At 55.1% G+C, this 17,829-nt stretch carries 19 protein-coding genes and 1 pseudogene; 7 read left to right on the forward strand and 13 right to left on the reverse strand.

Annotated elements, in window-relative coordinates:
- Positions 1-105 precede the first annotated feature (105 nt).
- Positions 106-2,526 (forward strand): helix-turn-helix domain-containing protein, encoded by a 2,421-nt coding sequence (locus RUDLU_RS0108805; RefSeq protein WP_019988005.1) that lies wholly within the window; start codon positions 106-108, stop codon positions 2,524-2,526.
- Here the strand turns inward: RUDLU_RS0108805 and RUDLU_RS0108810 are convergent.
- The 4 genes from RUDLU_RS0108810 to RUDLU_RS0108825 form a co-directional block, all read right to left on the reverse strand.
- A complete protein-coding gene (locus tag RUDLU_RS0108810; protein ID WP_019988006.1) occupies positions 2,523-3,278 on the reverse strand; it encodes a succinate dehydrogenase/fumarate reductase iron-sulfur subunit in 756 nt (251 codons plus the stop codon). The genes RUDLU_RS0108805 and RUDLU_RS0108810 overlap by 4 nt on opposite strands.
- Positions 3,275-5,266 (reverse strand): malto-oligosyltrehalose trehalohydrolase, encoded by a 1,992-nt coding sequence (treZ, locus tag RUDLU_RS0108815; protein ID WP_019988007.1) that lies wholly within the window; start codon positions 5,264-5,266, stop codon positions 3,275-3,277. The genes RUDLU_RS0108810 and treZ overlap by 4 nt, the downstream gene beginning before the upstream one ends.
- 15 nt (positions 5,267-5,281) lie before the next feature.
- Positions 5,282-6,562 (reverse strand): glycoside hydrolase family 1 protein, encoded by a 1,281-nt coding sequence (locus tag RUDLU_RS0108820; RefSeq protein ID WP_019988008.1) that lies wholly within the window; start codon positions 6,560-6,562, stop codon positions 5,282-5,284.
- Positions 6,563-6,640: 78 nt separating this feature from the next.
- Positions 6,641-7,120 carry a ferritin-like domain-containing protein gene (locus RUDLU_RS0108825; protein ID WP_019988009.1) on the reverse strand — a complete coding sequence of 160 codons (480 nt, stop codon included), beginning with the start codon at positions 7,118-7,120 and terminating at the stop codon, positions 6,641-6,643.
- A 421-nt stretch (positions 7,121-7,541) separates the two neighbouring features.
- Here RUDLU_RS0108825 and RUDLU_RS0108830 point away from each other — a divergent pair, with 421 nt between their 5' ends.
- A complete protein-coding gene (locus RUDLU_RS0108830; RefSeq protein ID WP_019988010.1) occupies positions 7,542-8,684 on the forward strand; it encodes a cytochrome P450 family protein in 1,143 nt (380 codons plus the stop codon).
- 18 nt (positions 8,685-8,702) lie between these two features.
- On the opposite strand, the gene RUDLU_RS0108835 is transcribed toward RUDLU_RS0108830, so the two are convergent.
- The 7 genes from RUDLU_RS0108835 to RUDLU_RS0108865 all read right to left on the reverse strand — a co-directional run bounded on the left by RUDLU_RS0108835 (position 8,703) and on the right by RUDLU_RS0108865 (position 14,277).
- A complete protein-coding gene (locus RUDLU_RS0108835) occupies positions 8,703-9,644 on the reverse strand; it encodes a HipA domain-containing protein (protein WP_027302894.1) in 942 nt (313 codons plus the stop codon).
- Positions 9,641-9,973: a HipA N-terminal domain-containing protein gene (locus tag RUDLU_RS0108840; RefSeq protein WP_019988012.1), complete on the reverse strand. Its 333-nt coding sequence runs from the start codon at positions 9,971-9,973 to the stop codon at positions 9,641-9,643. The genes RUDLU_RS0108835 and RUDLU_RS0108840 overlap by 4 nt, the downstream gene beginning before the upstream one ends.
- Positions 9,970-10,200, reverse strand: a complete 231-nt coding sequence (locus RUDLU_RS0108845; RefSeq protein ID WP_019988013.1) for a helix-turn-helix transcriptional regulator — start codon at positions 10,198-10,200, stop codon at positions 9,970-9,972. The genes RUDLU_RS0108840 and RUDLU_RS0108845 overlap by 4 nt, the downstream gene beginning before the upstream one ends.
- Before the next feature lie 144 nt (positions 10,201-10,344).
- Complete coding sequence (gene mnmE / locus RUDLU_RS0108850; protein ID WP_019988014.1) at positions 10,345-11,721, reverse strand: tRNA uridine-5-carboxymethylaminomethyl(34) synthesis GTPase MnmE; 1,377 nt, start codon at positions 11,719-11,721, stop codon at positions 10,345-10,347.
- Between the two features lie 123 nt (positions 11,722-11,844).
- Positions 11,845-12,858 (reverse strand): oxygenase MpaB family protein, encoded by a 1,014-nt coding sequence (locus tag RUDLU_RS0108855; protein ID WP_019988015.1) that lies wholly within the window; start codon positions 12,856-12,858, stop codon positions 11,845-11,847.
- Between the two features lie 168 nt (positions 12,859-13,026).
- Positions 13,027-13,788: an MBL fold metallo-hydrolase gene (locus RUDLU_RS0108860; RefSeq protein WP_019988016.1), complete on the reverse strand. Its 762-nt coding sequence runs from the start codon at positions 13,786-13,788 to the stop codon at positions 13,027-13,029.
- A 111-nt stretch (positions 13,789-13,899) separates the two neighbouring features.
- Positions 13,900-14,277: a response regulator gene (locus RUDLU_RS0108865; RefSeq protein WP_019988017.1), complete on the reverse strand. Its 378-nt coding sequence runs from the start codon at positions 14,275-14,277 to the stop codon at positions 13,900-13,902.
- A 282-nt stretch (positions 14,278-14,559) separates the two neighbouring features.
- Here RUDLU_RS0108865 and RUDLU_RS0108870 point away from each other — a divergent pair, with 282 nt between their 5' ends.
- Entirely contained in the window at positions 14,560-15,009 is a 450-nt protein-coding gene (locus RUDLU_RS0108870; RefSeq protein ID WP_019988018.1) for a WapI family immunity protein, read from the forward strand.
- Positions 15,010-15,065: 56 nt separating this feature from the next.
- Here RUDLU_RS0108870 and RUDLU_RS0108875 read toward each other — a convergent pair whose 3' ends face one another.
- Both RUDLU_RS0108875 and RUDLU_RS0108880 read right to left on the reverse strand, forming a co-directional pair.
- A complete protein-coding gene (locus RUDLU_RS0108875) occupies positions 15,066-15,590 on the reverse strand; it encodes a DinB family protein (protein WP_019988019.1) in 525 nt (174 codons plus the stop codon).
- A gap of 40 nt (positions 15,591-15,630) precedes the next feature.
- A pseudogene (locus RUDLU_RS0108880) lies at positions 15,631-15,966 on the reverse strand (Hpt domain-containing protein); the annotation flags it as partial.
- Between the two features lie 73 nt (positions 15,967-16,039).
- Between RUDLU_RS0108880 and RUDLU_RS30600 the strand changes: the two are divergent.
- From RUDLU_RS30600 to RUDLU_RS29665, 4 genes are all read left to right on the forward strand, one after another.
- The gene (locus RUDLU_RS30600) at positions 16,040-16,120 is read left to right on the forward strand and encodes a hypothetical protein (protein WP_394367382.1); all 81 of its coding nucleotides are present in this window, start codon (positions 16,040-16,042) and stop codon (positions 16,118-16,120) included.
- A 222-nt stretch (positions 16,121-16,342) separates the two neighbouring features.
- Positions 16,343-16,657 carry a hypothetical protein gene (locus RUDLU_RS29660; protein ID WP_157580129.1) on the forward strand — a complete coding sequence of 105 codons (315 nt, stop codon included), beginning with the start codon at positions 16,343-16,345 and terminating at the stop codon, positions 16,655-16,657.
- An 11-nt stretch (positions 16,658-16,668) separates the two neighbouring features.
- Complete coding sequence (locus RUDLU_RS0108885) at positions 16,669-17,430, forward strand: hypothetical protein (RefSeq protein WP_157580131.1); 762 nt, start codon at positions 16,669-16,671, stop codon at positions 17,428-17,430.
- A gap of 257 nt (positions 17,431-17,687) precedes the next feature.
- Positions 17,688-17,825 (forward strand): hypothetical protein, encoded by a 138-nt coding sequence (locus RUDLU_RS29665; RefSeq protein ID WP_019988022.1) that lies wholly within the window; start codon positions 17,688-17,690, stop codon positions 17,823-17,825.
- Positions 17,826-17,829 lie beyond the last annotated feature (4 nt).

Consider the following 17,829-nt stretch of genomic DNA (forward strand, 5'->3'; position numbering starts at 1 on the left):
TTTGTGCCCGAAGTTACTCCGCCGGTTGCCGCTCGTCTTATCGGGCATGACTCCGGCGCGCCCCCCGGCCGATAGCAAACCTGTACCTCCAGAACACCCAAACGAATGCCTGCCCCCGTCAACGAAAAACTCCTGCTTGCCACTGATTTTGTGCTTCATACCCGCCACAACGTGTTTCTGACGGGCAAAGCCGGCACGGGTAAAACCACGTTCCTGCACCAGATCAAAGGGGCGGCTGTGAAGCGATTGGCCGTTGTGGCGCCAACGGGTGTAGCCGCTATCAACGCGGGGGGTGTTACCATTCACTCGCTGTTTCAGCTGCCGTTTGGGCCACTCACGCCCGGTGCTACCACCCGCGAGGGCCGCAAATTCAACCGCGACAAAATCAGGCTGCTGCGCACCCTCGACCTCCTGATTATCGACGAAATCAGTATGGTACGGGCCGATGTGCTAGACGGAATTGATGAGGTGCTGCGCCGGTACCGCAACCCCAACGTACCGTTTGGTGGGGTCCAACTGCTCATGATCGGCGATATGCAGCAGCTACCGCCCGTAATCCGCGACGACGACTGGGCCTTGCTCCGCCCCTATTACGACACGGGCTACTTTTTCGGGAGCCGGGCCCTGCGCGAAATTCCGTACGTGAGTATCGAGCTGACCCATATTTACCGGCAAGCCGACGAGCGGTTTATCACCCTGCTCAACGCCATCCGGGAAAAAACCATCAGTTCCGCCCAGTTGGCCGACCTCAACCAACGGTACATTGCCGATTTCCGCCCGGCCGACGACGCGGGCTACATTACCCTCTCGACCCACAACAACACGGCCCAACAGATCAACAGCACCCGGCTCGCCGAACTGCCGGGGCAGGAGTACGCGTTTGAAGCCACCACCACGGGCGATTTTCCGGCTTCGGCCTACCCTACTGAGTCGGAGCTGACGCTCAAAGTGGGCGCGCAGGTGATGTTTATCAAAAACGACATCTCCCGCGAGAAACTGTACTACAACGGCAAAATTGGGCGGGTACTCCGCATTGATGAGGAAGACGGGGTGATTTATGTGGAGGGGCAGGCCGACGGCGATACTATCATGGTGACGCCTGCCGAGTGGCAAAACATTCGCTACACCCTCGACCCGGCAACCAAGGAAATTACGGCCGAGGTCATCGGCACCTTTACGCAATACCCGCTCCGGCTGGCGTGGGCCATCACGATTCACAAAAGTCAGGGCCTTACGTTTGAGCGGGCCATTATCGATGCGTCGGCGGCTTTTGCGCACGGGCAGGTGTACGTGGCCCTGAGCCGCTGCAAAACCCTCGACGGGCTGGTTCTCCGCACGCCGATTCCGTCGAGCAGCATCAAAACTGAGCAAACGCTGGAGGTTTTTCACGAACAGGTGCAGCAGCAAACGCCCACCGAGCAACACCTGCACGAGGCCAAGCGGCTCAATCAGGAAACACTGCTGGACGAGCTCTTTTCGTTTGAACATGCCAGTACGCTTCTGTACCGGTGTCGGCGCGAGGTAAACACCCACGGAGCCAGTTTCTCCGACGAACTCGCGCCCGCCCTCGAAGCGCTCGAAAACGAACTACGCCCCAAAGCCCGCGACATTGGCCGCCGGTTTGCGCAGCAACTCCCCCATTATTTTGCACAAGAACCCCTCCCCGAAGCCAACGAGGCGCTTCAGGAACGGGTACGCAAGGCGGCCGCTTACTTCGGTCCGCTACTGGCCAACGACCTGCTCCCGGCTCTCGAACAGGCCCCGACCGACTCCGACAACAAAGCCGTGCGGGAGGCTCTGCTCGACGTGATGGACGAGCTGGAGCGCGAACTGTTTGTGAAGCTGAAGTGCTTTGAGCGGTGTGCCGAGGGGTTCGATGCGCTCGGGTACCTGCAAGCCCGCAACCATGCCGAACTAGACTTCAAACCCAGTCGCAAACGGCTCGAAAAAGCTACCGAATCGGGCGGCAGCAACCGCGACGATCTGTACAAGGCCCTGGTGCGCTGGCGCGATGAAATGGCCGCCGAACATAACACCACCGGCTACATGGTGCTACCTACCAAGACCATTGTGGAACTGGTAAAAACCCGACCCAACTCGACGGCCGAGCTGCTGGCTATCAAAGGATTTGGCAAAACCAAGGTAAAGCAAATCGGCCCCGATATTATGCGGATTCTGGACGCGTACCGGAGTGGCACAGGCACAACCCGCTCAGGCACCAAACCAGCCAAAGCCGATAAAGAGCCCACGCACGAAACCACCATCCGCCTGTTACTCACCGGGTTGTCGCCCCAGGCCATTGCCGATAAACGGGGGCTGTCGCTCTCGACTATCGAAACCCACCTCACTCAGGCGATTAAAGCCGGTCAGGTGCCGGTGGAGTCGCTCGTTGCGGCCGACACCATCGACCGGATTCGGGCGTTTGTACGAGCTAACCAGGGGTTGAAAACAAGCGAAATCAGAGCTGGGCTAAACAATTCGGTGTCGTTTGGCGAAATCCGAATGGTGGTCGCGGCTGGTGTTTAGGTCTCGTTTTCGGAGGTAAGCTTAGCCCCAAGGTACTCGCGGTTCAGGCGGGTAATCACATCGAGCGGAATCGAAGCCGGGCACTCTACCGAGCAGGCACCCGTAAACGAACACGCCCCGAAGCCCTCGGCGTCCATCTGCGCCACCATGCGCTCAGCCCGTTTTTTGCGTTCGGGTTGCCCCTGTGGCAATAAGGCAAACTTGGTCACCTGCGCTCCCACAAACAGCATGGCCGACGCGTTTTTACAGGCCGCCACACAGGCCCCACAGGCAATACAGGCAGCCGCATCCATCGAAGCCTCCTGGGTTTCGCGTGGAATGGCGATCTCGTTGGCGTCGGGGGCCGAGCCCGTACCCACGGAGATGTACCCACCCGCCTGCACAATCCGGTCGAAGGCCGTGCGGTCGGTCGATAAGTCTTTGATGATCGGGAAAGCCCGCGCCCGCCAGGGTTCGACCACAATGGTGCTGTCGTCGAGAAACGAGCGCATATGCAGCATACATACCGCGCCACCCGTTTGGGGGCCGTGCGGCCGACCGTTGACGTAGAGCGAGCAGGAACCACAGATGCCCTCGCGGCAGTCGTGATCGAAAGCAATGATGTCTTCGCCCCGCCGGATAAGCGCCCCGTTGAGTACATCGAGGGTTTCCAGAAACGACATATCCGCCGAAACATCGTTCACGGCGTACGACACAAATTTGCCGGGGGTATTGGCGTTTTTCTGTCGCCAGATTCTGAGCGTAAAGTTCATCGTGTTGAGTAGCTATAGAAAGTGTGCATCGCCAGATGCAACCGCTCATGACCCCGGCCGTAGAGTACCATCGACTCAGGCCGCACGGGTATTGCCTCGCCCGAAACCACGCTCTCGGGCGAGGGACTCGGACCGGCTTGGTCCAGCCCCTGCCACTCCTCGGCCGATGAGTCGAATAGTTTTTGCCAGCGGTGCTCGCCATCGGGCAGCGCAATCAAACGGATCTCCTTCGAGAAATTCATCAGACAGAGCACGTGGGTCTCGGTATGCCAGCGGTGCAACACCAGGGTCTGATTGGCCTCGTCGGGCATGGCCCGCAAATGCCGCCGACTCAGGTGATGCAGAGCCGGCAGTTGTTTCCGAATAGCAATGAGGCACTGATAATACCGCAGTAGGGTCTGGTGCGGCTCCTGCGTAGGCAGGCTCCACTGTAGGCTGCTCTGCCGAAACGTGCTCTGGCTTTGGGGGTCGGGCATCTGACCGCCATCGTAAAAAGCCTCAAACTCTTTCTGGCGCCCCTCCTGCACGGCCCGAATAAGCGCCGGATCAGAGTGGTGCACGAAGTAGAAGAACGGATTTGTTTCGCCCCATTCCTCGCCCATAAACAGCATCGGGATAAACGGACTCACCAGCACGGCCCCGGCCATCAGTTTGAGCATGTCGAAGCTAAACAACTGACTCGACCGTTCGCCACCTTTTCGGTTGCCAACCTGATCGTGATTTTGCGAAAACACGATAAACTGATGGCCTGGGTTACGGTCGGCCCGGAGGCCAAACCGCTTTTGTCGCACCGCCGAAAACTGCCCGTCGTAGGCGTAGGCGTCAATATATGATTTGGAGAGGTGATAAATTTTCTGAAAATCGGCGTAGTAGCCGGTTCGCTCCCCGCCCCCGGTTACGCGCAGGGCGTGATGAAACTCGTCGACCCACTGCGCATCCATTCCGTAGCCCTGCTCAGCCAATGGGCTAATCACACGGGGGTCGTTGAGATCGCTCTCTACAATCAGGTAATGGGTGCGGCCGGTACTAGCCGTGAGCGCATCGACATGCTGCCGGAGTTCGCGCAGAATATGCACCGGGCCAAAGTCTTTAATCGCGTGCACGGCATCAAGCCGCAGGGCGTCGATATGAAAATCGCGCAGCCACATAAGTGCATTTTCGATCACATACCGCCGGACCCCATCGCACCAGGCATCGTCGAAATTAACGGCCTTACCCCAGGGCGTCTGGTACTGATCGGTGAGGTACGGGCCAAAGTCATCGAGGTAATTGCCCTCCGGCCCGAAATGGTTGTACACTACGTCGAGTACCACGGCCATTCCCCGGTAGTGGCAGGCATTGACCAGATGGTGCAGGGCCTTAGCCCCCCCGTAGGCATGATGCGCTGCGAAGCCCAGCACGCCATCGTAGCCCCAATTACGATTACCCGGAAACTCAGCAATCGGCATAATCTCAATCGCATTGACACCCAACGCTTTGAGGTAATCGAGTTTTTGCTCGATGCCTGCAAACGTGCCTTCGGGCGTAAACGTGCCCGTATGAATTTCGTAGATCAGGTACGACGACAGGGGCGGATTGACCCAACAGGCATCTTCCCAGTAAAACTGACGGGTATCTACCGCCTGCGAGGGGCCGTGTACCCCCTCGGGCTGCGCCAGCGAAGCCGGGTCGGGTCGGTACAGGGGCGGAGTGCCTTCGGGGCCGTGCAGCACAAACCGATAGCGGTCGCCGGGTCGGAGCTGATCGGTAGTGAGGCACCAGTACCCAAACTTTTCTTTATCGAGGGGCAGGGAATCGGGGTTTCCTTCAATGGCCAAATCGACCCAACGGGCACGGGGTGCCCACACCATAACCTGCGCCCGGCCATCGGCCAAAAAGCTCACGCCAATTTGACGGCGGTCGGTTGTTTGACCGAATAGCCATTCGTCGGCCTGTTTTTCTTCCCACCGACCACCGCCCTCGGCAACGACTTCAAGTTGCTCGTTCATAGATCAGTTTCGGTTTCAAATCAGACTCTCAATTTCTTCGACCTGCCACCAGCCCAGACCAGCGGGGGCCAGTTGTTCGACGGGAGTACCTTGGGCCAGTTGCTGCACCATACGGCTCAGGTCGGTGTGTTGCGGTTGGCCATCGGCCACATGGAAAACACCCGGTTCGTAGCGGTTTTCGCAGCGGGTAAGCAGGCAATGCCAGTCGTAGAGGCCAAACAAAGCCCAGGCGGTCACGGCCCGTATATCGGCTCCCTGCCGACGGGCCCACTCGGCCTGTTGCCAGCTTTCGGCCAGCCAACGCATCTGTTCATCGACGGTGCAGCCCAGATGAGCCTCCGTTACGGCTATAGGGCGTTGGTACCGCTCCCACGCCTGTACCAACAGATTGCCAAGACCCAGGCGTTGCTCAGGGGCGGCCCGAACCACCTCGGTATCACCGTAGCCAGTAGGTGAGTTGCGGTCGGGAAACAGGTAGCGCTCACTCGTCACGTAATGGTTGACCCCAATTACTGAGGGTGGGCAGGGATTTTCGACATGGAACCAAAGGTGCCCTTCCGTTGCCCCCGACCGGCGGAGGTAATTCCACAGCGCATGGCCGGGGGTGACGCGGCCACTCAGCAAATCCCACGCCAGCCAACGCCGTTCGTTCTCAAAATCGGCCTGATACCCAAACGCGGGCGAAGCGTGCGTGTAGCCGAGATCGTCGGTCTGCACCAGTTGGGCATCGGGCCGTACCTGCCGAATTTCGCGCATGGCCCGCACCGTGGCCCGGCACTGCCGCAGCAACAGATCGACAAACAGCCGATCCGACTGCCCGTGCGGATACCAAAATCCGTAAAGCCCCGAAAACCGGGCCGTTGTCAGCGGCTCATTGATGGGTGTGTACGCATCTACCCACGGATACCGTTCGGCTACTTGCCGGGCGTACCGGGGCAGGTGCCGTTCAAACGCCGTCTGTTCAAACGTAGCGTACCGGGGCCCGCAGCCGTGATGCACCAGCCCTACAATGGGCCGAATCCGGAGCTTGCGCAAGCGGTGCAACCGTTGGTCGGCCCAGCGCCAGTCGGGTTGGTCGGGGTGGTGCGGGGCGGTGCGTTCCCACAAGATGGGGTAGCGCAACGTACGGAGACCCAGATCGGCCAGTTTCCCCAGATCGTCGAGTCGGTCGTGATGCCCGGTTCGGACAACCTGATCGCCATACTGGTCGCCTACCCGATTGACGGTGCATTCGAGGCCACCCCACAACGCCAGTGGCTGAGCGTTGGTAGCGAAGGTCGGTACGTGTGTGTGCATAGATGTGGTCTAAAAGGGCCCGGTTGGTTGGGTGGGCGGCCGTATTTGAGCGAGCCCCCTGCCCAACCAACCGGATAACTATTTCTGGGCGGCCTGCTGGTTCACCCCACTCGTAGCAATCACCGTCAGCTTTTCGTCGGTTGCTTTCTCTTCGTTGAGCGTTTGCTCCAGTAGTTCGGCAACCTGCTGCTGCCCGGCTTGCTGCGCCAGGGTCCGGGCGGTGCCGTAGCTGGCTATTTCGTAATGCTCCATTTTCTGGGCAGCGCCAATAATGGCGGCATCGGCCAGTTCGCCATCTTCGAGCTGATCAATCAGGTCCTGTGCCTCTTCAATGAGTCCCTGCATGGCCAGGCACACCTCGCCCTCAGGCTCGATACCCAACTGCTGGGCAATCTGCTCCAGTCGTTGAAGCTGCTGCTCCGTTTCGCGCATGTGGGTGGTAAATGCCTGCCGAAGCTTGTCGTTTTGAACCCGCTCGGCCAATTGGGGCATGGCTTCCAGTGCCTGCTGTTCGGCGGAGTACAGATCCTGAATGGTGTGCTCCATGAATTCGTCCATTGTTGTCATGACGTCTTTCGATTTACGTAAGGTGAAAAAGTAAGTGCATCGAACGGTTGTAAAGCTGACTCCGAAGCCCGCCCGTTCATAGCAAACAACCGCCCACCGACGTCCAATCACACACAACCCCAATGCCCGAATGAGGCAACGGTCCGGCCTCTGCGCCGTTTTAGCAGCCGACCAACAATCGACTCCGAATGTCCAGTACGGAGCATTCCAAATACTCTATCTTGACAACTAGCTGGCTAACAAATGGTTAAACATTGTTCTGTATTTTCCTATCCCGTGGGACCGTTGGCTCAGCTAATGTCTTTTTTAGTACCGATTCACTCTATAGATCAGTTAAACAAATAGCCACCGGTTGCCACCCGGCCCCGGCGGCCTCTCTTTCCAAAAACGACGCTCAGTTTCCATACAGCCCATGGCAACGATTCCCCGTGAAAAGAGCATTGATAGTTCAATAGCTCTGATCCGCGACGGCTTTCGGTTTATCCAAAAGCGCTGCCAACACCATCATTCCGATGTGTTCAGCATCCGTTTCCTGTTCCAACCCGCCATCTACCCGACGGGCGAAGAGGGTACGCGCCTGTGTTACGACACCTCCCGGTTCGTCCGGAAAGGTGCCATCCAGCATCCCCTGCTGGGCGAACAAAGTGCCCCGACGCTCGACGATGAGCAGCACCGGCAGCGCAAACAGTTGTTCATGGCGATTCTGGCCCCTGACAGTATCCGGGTGCTCCTGAAACACATGGCCGACGGTTGGCAAACGGCTACCAAACGCTGGGCTCGTACCCACGAACCTGTGGTTCTGATGCAAGAAACCCAGCAGTTACTTTGTCGGGCAGCCTGCGATTGGGTCGGGATTCCGCTGCCCAACCGCGAGGTGGCTCGCCGAAGCCGCGACATGGCCCGGATGATTGATGCGTTTGGGGGCGTAGGGCTCCGTCACCTGCGTGGGCGGTGGGCACGCTACCAAACCGAGCGCTGGGCCCGGCATTTTGTTGAGCAGGTTCGAAAGGGCAATCAGCTGGTAGCTACCGACTCGCCCGCGCACCGGATAGCTACCCACCGCGAACCGAATGAACAGGGTAAGATGCGGCATCTGCCTGCACAACTCGCCGGGGTTGAGCTGATCAACCTGATGCGGCCCACGGTGGCTATCTCGTGGTATATCACGTTTGCAGCTCTCGCCCTGCACGAACACCCGACCTGGCGACAACGCCTACAAACCGCTACTGATACAGAATTGGGTTGGTTTGCCGACGAGGTACGCCGGAATTACCCCGTTGCGCCCATGACCGGGGCGTGGCAGGAGTTTGCCGAATATGCCCCTACCCCGTTCAATCTGACTCCGCCCGGAGGGGGCGATTATCTGGGCGGGCACCGGTACCCGGGCGAGGCCATTACCCTGGAAGCTATCAAGCTCGCGCTCCGTTTTCTGACTCGCCAGATCACCTACGAGGTGCCCCCTCAGAACCTCCACTTCAGCCTTTCGCGTAAGCCGACACACCCCCAAAGTGGCTTCGTGATGACCAACATCCGGCTCATGTCGGAAACCCGATAGGCAAGGTAAAAAGGGGGGTTATGCGGTAAGCCCCAAACGGCCGGCCCGGTCGCGGAGCAAGTCCTTATAGGCTGTTTTCATTTGGGCACTAAGAAAACTTTTATCTATCCACTCAAAACTTTCGGGGATGCGTTTTTCGAAGCGCGCAAAAATGTTACTCTGCTGCCGTTCAGTGAGGCATAGATAATTGGCAAAGGCGTGCCAGTCGCTTAGTTGAAAACGGCTCTTTCGCCCATTCATCGACAAAGCAAGTTCTTCGGAGTCAGATGGCAACAGTAACTTTGTAGCCAACAGATCGTAGGCTGGCGTAAGGGCTATAAAACCATTTTTCTGCCAAAGCGAAAAATTTTTCAAATGCATATCGGCATTGCCCGTTAGAAAGCAAAACACCGTCACCTCAAACAACGTCAGCGCATCTAATCCAGCCTGTGTACTGTGTTTCTTTACCAATCGTCCAACAAGTTCCATAGAACCCTTATACTTATCAGCGGTAATTTTTTCAGCCAACTGACAGAAATCTTCCATAGCATACTTACGGCCTTTCCTATCGCGGTCGATACGACGGGTCAGGTAAGCCAGCTCTCCCGTCTGTAGCCGAATTAACGCGTGGGGCACAGTCTCAATACCAAAGTGGGCCGCCAAATGCATAGTCAGATCTTCGACTTCGGGCATTTCCGGGTAAGGGATGTAGGGCGGCTTGAGAATAAACTGCCCCCAAAGTCCCACCAACGTCAGGCGATCTACCCCTTTCTGTCGTTGCAGATCAAGCGATAATTTTGGCTGTACGCCCGTTACGGTTACACGCTGCCGAACAATCTCTGCCGCTAGTTCATGCATTGTATCCAGCGAATACGGCAACAGAGGGACCTGTATAGTGCCAAACATTTTCCGACTGCATTTTGCATGAAAATCAGTTTCATCAACAGCCAACGGCTCGTAACAGGCTAAGCAACGTGTCATGGCTCACTGGTAACAGAAACAATACTTACAGCTCCAACACAATCGCGACAGCAGGCCAACAGCAGACCGAAACGGTCATTAGGCCGTAACTTCCAGTTCTGTTCAGCAATATCAAGTAACCACCCTTCCGGAATCAAACCATCGAAAAATGGAAACAATATCGTGCTACGATAAGGCGTACCGGCAAGTGGTAAAGTCAAACTTACAGGCATGGCACCATCACTTACCAGATAGTCGGCATCGTATGTAAACACGTATCCTTCATCGGCTTCTTTCAGTTGGCCCGCCAATATAGGCGGATTGAATACGTACACATTGGCCTGCCTCATGGTATTTCCTTTTCTGATTCGAATGAAGACCGAGTTGGCACCGGCCCCACCTCATGGTTGAATAAACCCAATACCTGATTGACTTTATCGAGACGTAAACTGGCCTTCCCCTGCTCCAGATCACGCACGAAGCGTAGCCCAACACCCGCTTTCTGAGCCAGGTCTTCCTGTGTCAGCTTAAATAGTTTTCGGCGCTCCTTTACAAAATAGCTTATTGCTGTTTTCATAATATACCCGATAAGGTATATAAAGCGACACAAGATCCGATATTATACCTCATAGGGTATAATATTAGTACATTAAACGAAACCCACCATACCCGAATAGAAAATATAGCGTATTTCCAAAAATCCAGGCAGTGCCTAAAACCACTATTTACCAATACAGAACCGGCCAAAAATAGAGTCGAGCAGGTCGTCGGTCGTGATTTCACCAGTCAGTTCGCCGAGGTGGCGCAGGGCTACGCGCAGATCCATAGCGAGCCAATCGGCGGTCACGCCCGCATCGAGGCCGTTGATTGCGCGGGCAAGCGCGTCGTCGGTAGCGGTGAGGTGTTCGAGGTGCCGGGCGTTGGTGATCAATGCACCGTCGGTCTGCACGGCCGAGTCGGTACGAACGCGCAGCGAAAGAGCGGCTTTGAGGTCGTCGATACGCTGGTCGCGGGCCGAAATCCAGATTATTTTCCCTTTTCCGGCAATATCGTCGAGGGTTTGCCGACCCGAATCAAGCGTAAGGTCGGCCTTGTTGCCCACCAACAGATAGGGCTTACCAGCTTCCTCCAGCTCGGCCATGGTCCGGCGCAGTTCGCCGGGGGTAGTCTCGGCCCCGTCGAAGAGGTACACCACCACCGAAGCCTTCTCCATCTGCTGCCGGGTGCGCTCCACACCAATAGCCTCGATGGTGTCGGTGGTGTGCCGCAGACCCGCCGTGTCGATAAGCCGGAACCGGATTCCGTCGATAAACAGTTCGTCTTCGATTACGTCGCGGGTAGTACCCGGAATATCCGACACAATCGCTTTTTCTTCGTCCAGCAAGGCGTTGAGCAGGGTCGATTTGCCCGCGTTGGGCTTACCCACAATCACCGTAGGCACGCCGTTTTTCACCGCATTTCCTACCGAAAACGACTCGATCAAGGGGTGCAGCACCCGCCGGACATCCACCATCAGGCTACGCAGTTGGTCGCGCCGGGCAAACTGGACATCCTCTTCGCCAAAATCCAGCTCCAGCTCCACCAGAGCCACAAAATCGATGAGTTGCTGCCGCAGGTCCTTTAGTTTTCGGGAGAAACCACCCCGCAGCTGACTCAGGGCCGAGCGGTGACTCGCTTCGGAGTCGGCCGCAATCAGGTCGGCCACAGCTTCGGCCTGTACCAGATCAAATTGACCGTTCAGGAAGGCCCGCTGCGTAAACTCACCGGGCCGCGCCAGCCGAACGCCCTCGCGGGTGAGCCGGGTCAGAATCTGCCGGATGATATAATCAGAACCGTGACACGAAATCTCGACTACGTCTTCTTTAGTGAACGACGTAGGCGCCCGAAATACCGTCACCAGCACCTCGTCGATGATAGTGCCGTCGGGTTGCCGGAGCGTACCGAAATGTGCCGTATGGCTCGGTTGGGTGCTCAGGTCTTTCCCCTTGAAAATTCGGTTGGTGATCTCGATAGTCCCTTCGCCCGACACCCGCACCACGGCAATCGCACCAATACCGGGGGCCGTAGCCAGTGCCGCAATGGGTTCAAATTGTTGCATAAACGTCTTCCGTTTTCAGTTTAACCCGTAGAGCTACCAGGTCCCTCTCCGGGCCCTTGGGTCCGTTGCAGGGCTTGACGTTGGCCCCCTCGCGGCAGCTAACCCAAACCTGTAAACTAAAAACTACTTGGTTATCAATTTTGGAAAAATAGGCAGCCGATTCACCACGTTGATGAGCCCCTGTTCGAGCGGCACCGCCGGCAGTCCCAGCGCATCGGCATGGGCGTCGCCCAGGAAGAAACGCATTTGAGCGGCTGCCAGGTTCCGGGCTGCCGGATTCCCACTGATGGTAACAATGGCTTCGAGCAACGATTTGGTGAGCCCCCGACCCGCTTCGGACGGAGCAAACTGTCGACGTGCGATCAATGCATCCAGATGGTAGGCCTCCCGCATATTCTGAGGTAACAGCTCATAGGCTACCCCGTTGAAATGGCCCACTACGTTGATATGGTGCAGATAGTCTTCTTCTTCCTGATCGGTCATGGAGACACCCATCTTGCGCAATCCGCGCAGCACGATGTACCCAAACGCCCCAATGGTACCCACCATATCTTCCTGACAGATAGGCGTTCCCCAGGCATCATTCCAACGACCAGTATGCCCGGCAAACCAGCGCGAAGCCGCGTGAATGAGCCGAATTTTGAGGGTGTACAAAATGGCCGACGGAGTGCCCGCTGACGATACCCAGTTTTTGGGATTGTTCACGGCAAATACCCATTCGCCGGTTTCCTGCAACCGGCGGGCCGTATCGGTTTTGATCCGTTCGGTGAGCCAGAGCACCTGCACGCCATTGGCGCCCAGATAGGTGTACGGCAACGACAGCGTCCCCAACGCCAACCCAATGGCCCCTTCGTGCTTTTTGAAAAAGGCCATTCCCCGCTGCATACGAGCCGTGTCGGCCCAGACGGGCATGGTGCCGTGATCGGCAAAAAACTGTTGTACGACAGGCAGCTGATCGGTGGGGGCCAGTTGGCTCGTATTACCCAGCCAACGCATCAGTTGGCTCACTCCCTCGCGACCGCCCTGCGCCACCACTTCGGACACGACAGCATCGGCCGGAGGGTCACCTATTTGTCGGTACCGTTCGAGCCATTCAGCGGTAAAAGCACGGGTGGGTTTTATGCGGGTGGTTGTCATACCCGGTAAACGGACTGTTGAGGAAAAGGGTTTGGAAGGGGGAGGAAGGAGGAAAGGGAAAAGGGGGGCAACGTCTGTGCAGGTGTCTGGTGAAATCATTTATCGTTTTTACCAGATAATAACCGACAGCACAACGACTTACAAAAACCAGGAACTAAAAACCAAAAACTAAACCCTTATCTGCAAGCCATCATACCCCAGCCGGATGTAGGGCGGCAGCTCTTTCTCCACCTCGCGGTGAAGGCCCATTTGGTGGCTGATGTGCGTCAGGTAGGTTCGCTCGGGGCGCACGCGCTCGACGAGGTCGATGGCTTGCTGAAGCGTAAAATGCGACAGATGTGGCTCCCGCCGGAGGGCGTCGAGCACCAGCACACGGGTACCGCGCACTTTGTCTAGCTCATCGTCGGTAATACCGTTCAGGTCGGTGAGATACGTGAAATCCCCGATTCGGAACCCATAAACCGGCAATTTATGGTGCCACACCTCAATCGGTGTAATCCGAATGCCAGCGGCTTCGAAAGGTTCGTTGGTGATTTCGTGGGTTTGTACGCGCGGCACGCCGGGGTACTTAAAATCGGCAAAGACGTAGGCAAATTCGCGCCGGAGCTGATTGAGCACCTGTTCGCGGGCGTACACCGGAATTTCTTCGCCCTGCCGGAAGTTAAACGCCCGCACCTCGTCCATACCGGCCGTATGGTCTTTGTGCTCGTGGGTAAACAGGACGGCGTCGAGCTGGGTCAGGCCCAGCCGGAGTACCTGTTGCCGCAGATCGGGGCCGGTGTCGATCAACAGGCTCTTTCCCTCCACCGCGATATGGGCCGATGTACGCAGACGCTTGTCGCGGAAGTCGAGCGACCGGCATACAGCACACGTACAACCAATCATCGGCACACCCGACGATGTGCCCGTTCCGAGGAGGGTGATGAGCATAAAGAAGGAGGAGACAGGAGGTAGTAGTGAGGAGTGAGGAGTTGCTGACGCCCAATACTGCTTACGCGTCAGCAACTCCTCACTCCTCACTACTACCTCCTAACTACTTTATTACTTATCCGTTAGCTGATTCACCACCTCTACCAACCGGTCAAAGTTGAGAGGCTTAACGAGGACATCGTTGAAACCAGCCGTTTTGAATTCTTCTTCGGTGTAATTTTTGGCGTTGCCGGTAATGGCCACAATGGGTACGTCGGCTTTGGTTTTGTCGGACAACGCCCGCACCTGCCGCACGCATTCCATACCATCCATAACGGGCATGTTAATGTCCAGCAACAGGATGTTAAAGTCTTCCTTGGCCAGAATCTGAAGCACCTGCTCGCCATTTTTGACCGAGGTGATGTCGTAATTCTGGAACTCTAAAATTTTACGAGCTAAGTTTTGAATGACAGAACTGTCTTCGGCAATCAGAACGCGCTTGGCTGACATGGGGAAACCGGAGTTGGCAATTGATTCGGTGTGAAATTACGGATAAATCGCTTAACGTAAAAAATTACGGGCGTTTAGCGGTCTCCGTTACACCCACTCCGGATGGGCAAAATTTAATGTGACGCTCACAGAAAATCAGGAAGTTATTCCGTATATTTACTATTCCAGTCGACAGATTTTAATCTGCACTATCTTCTGAAGCGCGGTGGGGCTCCGAGCAGGCGGCCCTTATCTTATCGTATTGCCCTGCTCATTCATCGTGTAACCTACCTCTCTTTCCGTATGAAACCTATGACACTCACCGGCCCCACGGGCTCATTTGAACTGGCTGTATTAGACTACGAATACAGCGATTCGCCCCGGTTTCTGGAGCGCAACGGCTTGCTGGTACACATCCGAACCCGGCACCAGAACCACGAATGGTCGCAGGCGGTACCTGTGCTCTCGACCTGGGAGCTCGAACTTCTCCGCGACTGGATGTCGTCGGTAGCGGCCCATCAGCACCAATCCCGCCGGATTACGTTTGTGGAACCCGAAATCAGTTTCAGCGATTTTTCGGGCGGTACCGATGGGTACGACTTACGGCTCAAGCTCTCGCACGAGGCTCAGCCCGGCTGGCAACCGACCGATCAGCAAGCGTTTTATCTGACTCTTTCGCCCGACTCTACGCAACTTCAGGAAGCCATTGTGACGCTCGATGAACAGTTGCAACAGTTTCCGGTTCGCGATTAATCACTGACGAGTTTTTGGCCGGTTGCCGCACGGATAAGAACCCGTGCGGCAACCGGCTATTTTTGTACACCCGGCACATACCGCTCCTGAATCACCCGGGCGTGGTGTATTGGGTGGCCAACCAGCACAAACCCTAACGCCAGAACCGAGATAGTCTGGTTGAAACAGATGCCCGTACGCTGTAGCATCCCGGCATCGAAACTCCGAAATAACGCCCGTGTCGACTGCCGTTGCAGCGCGTATTCGTCGTACAGATCGGTCAGCGACCGGCGCGACGCCTGGGCGTACTGCGCAAAATCGTCTTCTTCAAAGCCTGGCAACCGGGTTTGATCGTTGCGAGCAAACCGTAAGGCTCGGTACGCCATAATCCGCTCGGTATCAATCAGGTGCTGAACAATATCTTTGACCGTCCATTTACCGGGTGCGTACCGGTAATCGCCCAGGTTTTCGAGCGTTTGGGCAGGCAATAGCGTTTCGAGCCGGGCACCGGCCGCCAACGCATCGTTCAGTTCCCCATCAGGTGCCAGCTTAATGTACCGATCGAAGAACCCCGGCATCGGGTTAATGTGGGCTTTGGTCATAATCTTTACGCATCATACATTACACACTGTGCATTCCTCATTACCCCTTACGCGTCAGCAAAAACTCCTCAAAGGCTCTGGTCAGCGCCTGAAGCTCTTCGGCCAGGTGGCTGGTATCGCTTAATTTGAGCTTACCCTCGGCCTCGCGGGCAATGTGAGCCACCCGCGACACGCCAATAGTGCCCGCACTGCCTTTGAGCGTGTGCAGGTGACTCTTCACCGTCGGAATGTCGCCGAGCGCAAAGGCATCGTTGGCCCCGTTGACCAACTCGGTAGCCTCCGTCACAAACTCACCCATAATCTCATCCACCAGTTCCTGACCACCCAGATCGCGCAACTGCGACACAATCTCCTCATCAATCACGGGCGGCAGCGGGGCCTGTATCTGGGCAGACGATCCATATGACAATGCTTACGCTGAGTCACTATGGGGCCGTCTAAAAGCTGAATTGCTCAAAGACGGAGTATTTTTGAGTGCTGAAGATGTCCGAACCGAAGTGTTAGCCTACATTGAAGGTTACTACAATTAGGTACGTAGGCAGCCCGGTCGTCGCTGGACTACAAAAGCCCTGAACACTATGAGCAACAGTATTATACAAATAAAAAGCAGCCGTTTAATAGATTGACAATCAAAGTATACATATGTTTTAACAAAACTATAAATATGTTTTACATTTGAGAAGATCTAACCTCCTTGAACTCTGGAGAGGGAGCGTTAGATGCCATTCTTCACACAAATATTCTATCCACTAATGCAAATCATTTACACAAAAATTGCGAGAGCCTTCTTAGTAGGGCTAGCTTTAGTTATGGGTATAACTACAAGTTTTGGGAAAGCAAACGAATGTACAGGAACAGGACATTTTGATGATGGTACGCTTGCGGGTGTAGCAATAATCAAGTGGGTCGTCGAAGATACAGACTGCTGCGCACGGACATCAGGATTAGCATTAGTAACCTACGCTTACTATATAAACGGGGTGTATTCATCTACAGTATCGTACTACGTTACTATTGCTGAAGTCCAGTATGCTGCTGGCTGTAATTCATCCATTAATCCAAGCTAAACTGACTTATCATGAAAAAGTACATAATAATTAGCTGTGTTGCCCTCACATTATCAAGCTGTGGGATTACTGAGCAAGAAAACGTTTCAAGTGATAGGTTTTCTTCAGGGATAACATCGAACAAACCACTCGTAGCTGATGCGATTCCTTTAAATCTTCCGGGAGTCAACCCTTCTAATTCTAAGCTCTCTGCTGCTCAAATGAAGGTTGCTGCTTTGGAGAATGAAGCGTTACAAGAGCACTTGTCAGAAATTGCAACAATACCCATTCCTCTTGAGAATAGTCAGCCAGCTATATCTGTAGAGGAAGCCCATAAGCGGTACACTGCCTTTTTGGATCAACATAAAGGTGATAAGGTCATTCCTTTGTTTCAACAGCGCTATGCACGGGTAATGCTAAATCAGTATAACCTGTTAAATCAAACAGATTATGATTTAATCTATTACTATGTTGACCAGCTACGAATGTCTAAAACATTAGATTTCAGTACCCTTGCTAAAGGGTTATCTAAACTCAATGGTCACATTGACCAGACGCGCCTTGAACAAGAAACGCGCCTTGTACTACATGATGCAGAACAACGACTTGTATCAAATCAAAAAGCAATAGCAGCGATTAAAAATAGTCTTCAAAATAGGAAAGAAATACGTGTGAATGGGGACTTTAAAAAGGACTTTATAGTGGGAATTATGGAGCATGAAATTTCTCGCCTGGAAAATTCAACATTACCGGAGGACATTTCTAAGCTGAAACAGATACTGACTAAGCTGTAAGTTTCCATAAACTGATTATGCCAAGGCGGGGTAGTTTCGTAAGAGCTAGCCCGCCTTGAATTTATGATGAAAAGAAGGGGCTAGCCCTTTGCTTAACTCTCGCCTTTTAGAAGAAGCCCGCCGGGGTTTCGGTATGTAGACTTGGGTCGCCAAACGAAAACCTGACTAATCAAAACTTTTTGCTTAACCATCTAAAGGAAAAAGTTGACTTTTACATCAATTATGAAAGTTAGTGGAATAATCTAGCCACCAAAACCATGCAACGAACGCTACCTTCCATTCTCCTGCTCCTCTTTACCCTCACCGCTCAGGCCCAGCAGCCCACCGCGCCACCGGTTACCCTCGTAGCCGACTCGGTAGCCCTGTTCACCATCGAATGCGCGATTGGGTCATGACCTT

This window comes from Rudanella lutea DSM 19387 (assembly GCF_000383955.1).
Classification (GTDB): Bacteria; Bacteroidota; Bacteroidia; order Cytophagales; family Spirosomataceae; genus Rudanella; species Rudanella lutea.

Coding starts and splice junctions, on each gene's coding strand:
- RUDLU_RS0108805 (WP_019988005.1), top strand. CDS start 106: ATGCCTGCCCCCGTCAACGAAAAACTCCTGCTTGCCACTGATTTTGTG.
- RUDLU_RS0108810 (WP_019988006.1), bottom strand. CDS start 3,278: ATGAACTTTACGCTCAGAATCTGGCGACAGAAAAACGCCAATACCCCC.
- treZ (WP_019988007.1), bottom strand. CDS start 5,266: ATGAACGAGCAACTTGAAGTCGTTGCCGAGGGCGGTGGTCGGTGGGAA.
- RUDLU_RS0108820 (WP_019988008.1), bottom strand. CDS start 6,562: ATGCACACACACGTACCGACCTTCGCTACCAACGCTCAGCCACTGGCG.
- RUDLU_RS0108825 (WP_019988009.1), bottom strand. CDS start 7,120: ATGGACGAATTCATGGAGCACACCATTCAGGATCTGTACTCCGCCGAA.
- RUDLU_RS0108830 (WP_019988010.1), top strand. CDS start 7,542: ATGGCAACGATTCCCCGTGAAAAGAGCATTGATAGTTCAATAGCTCTG.
- RUDLU_RS0108835 (WP_027302894.1), bottom strand. CDS start 9,644: ATGACACGTTGCTTAGCCTGTTACGAGCCGTTGGCTGTTGATGAAACT.
- RUDLU_RS0108840 (WP_019988012.1), bottom strand. CDS start 9,973: ATGAGGCAGGCCAATGTGTACGTATTCAATCCGCCTATATTGGCGGGC.
- RUDLU_RS0108845 (WP_019988013.1), bottom strand. CDS start 10,200: ATGAAAACAGCAATAAGCTATTTTGTAAAGGAGCGCCGAAAACTATTT.
- mnmE (WP_019988014.1), bottom strand. CDS start 11,721: ATGCAACAATTTGAACCCATTGCGGCACTGGCTACGGCCCCCGGTATT.
- RUDLU_RS0108855 (WP_019988015.1), bottom strand. CDS start 12,858: ATGACAACCACCCGCATAAAACCCACCCGTGCTTTTACCGCTGAATGG.
- RUDLU_RS0108860 (WP_019988016.1), bottom strand. CDS start 13,788: ATGCTCATCACCCTCCTCGGAACGGGCACATCGTCGGGTGTGCCGATG.
- RUDLU_RS0108865 (WP_019988017.1), bottom strand. CDS start 14,277: ATGTCAGCCAAGCGCGTTCTGATTGCCGAAGACAGTTCTGTCATTCAA.
- RUDLU_RS0108870 (WP_019988018.1), top strand. CDS start 14,560: ATGAAACCTATGACACTCACCGGCCCCACGGGCTCATTTGAACTGGCT.
- RUDLU_RS0108875 (WP_019988019.1), bottom strand. CDS start 15,590: ATGACCAAAGCCCACATTAACCCGATGCCGGGGTTCTTCGATCGGTAC.
- RUDLU_RS29660 (WP_157580129.1), top strand. CDS start 16,343: ATGCAAATCATTTACACAAAAATTGCGAGAGCCTTCTTAGTAGGGCTA.
- RUDLU_RS0108885 (WP_157580131.1), top strand. CDS start 16,669: ATGAAAAAGTACATAATAATTAGCTGTGTTGCCCTCACATTATCAAGC.
- RUDLU_RS29665 (WP_019988022.1), top strand. CDS start 17,688: ATGCAACGAACGCTACCTTCCATTCTCCTGCTCCTCTTTACCCTCACC.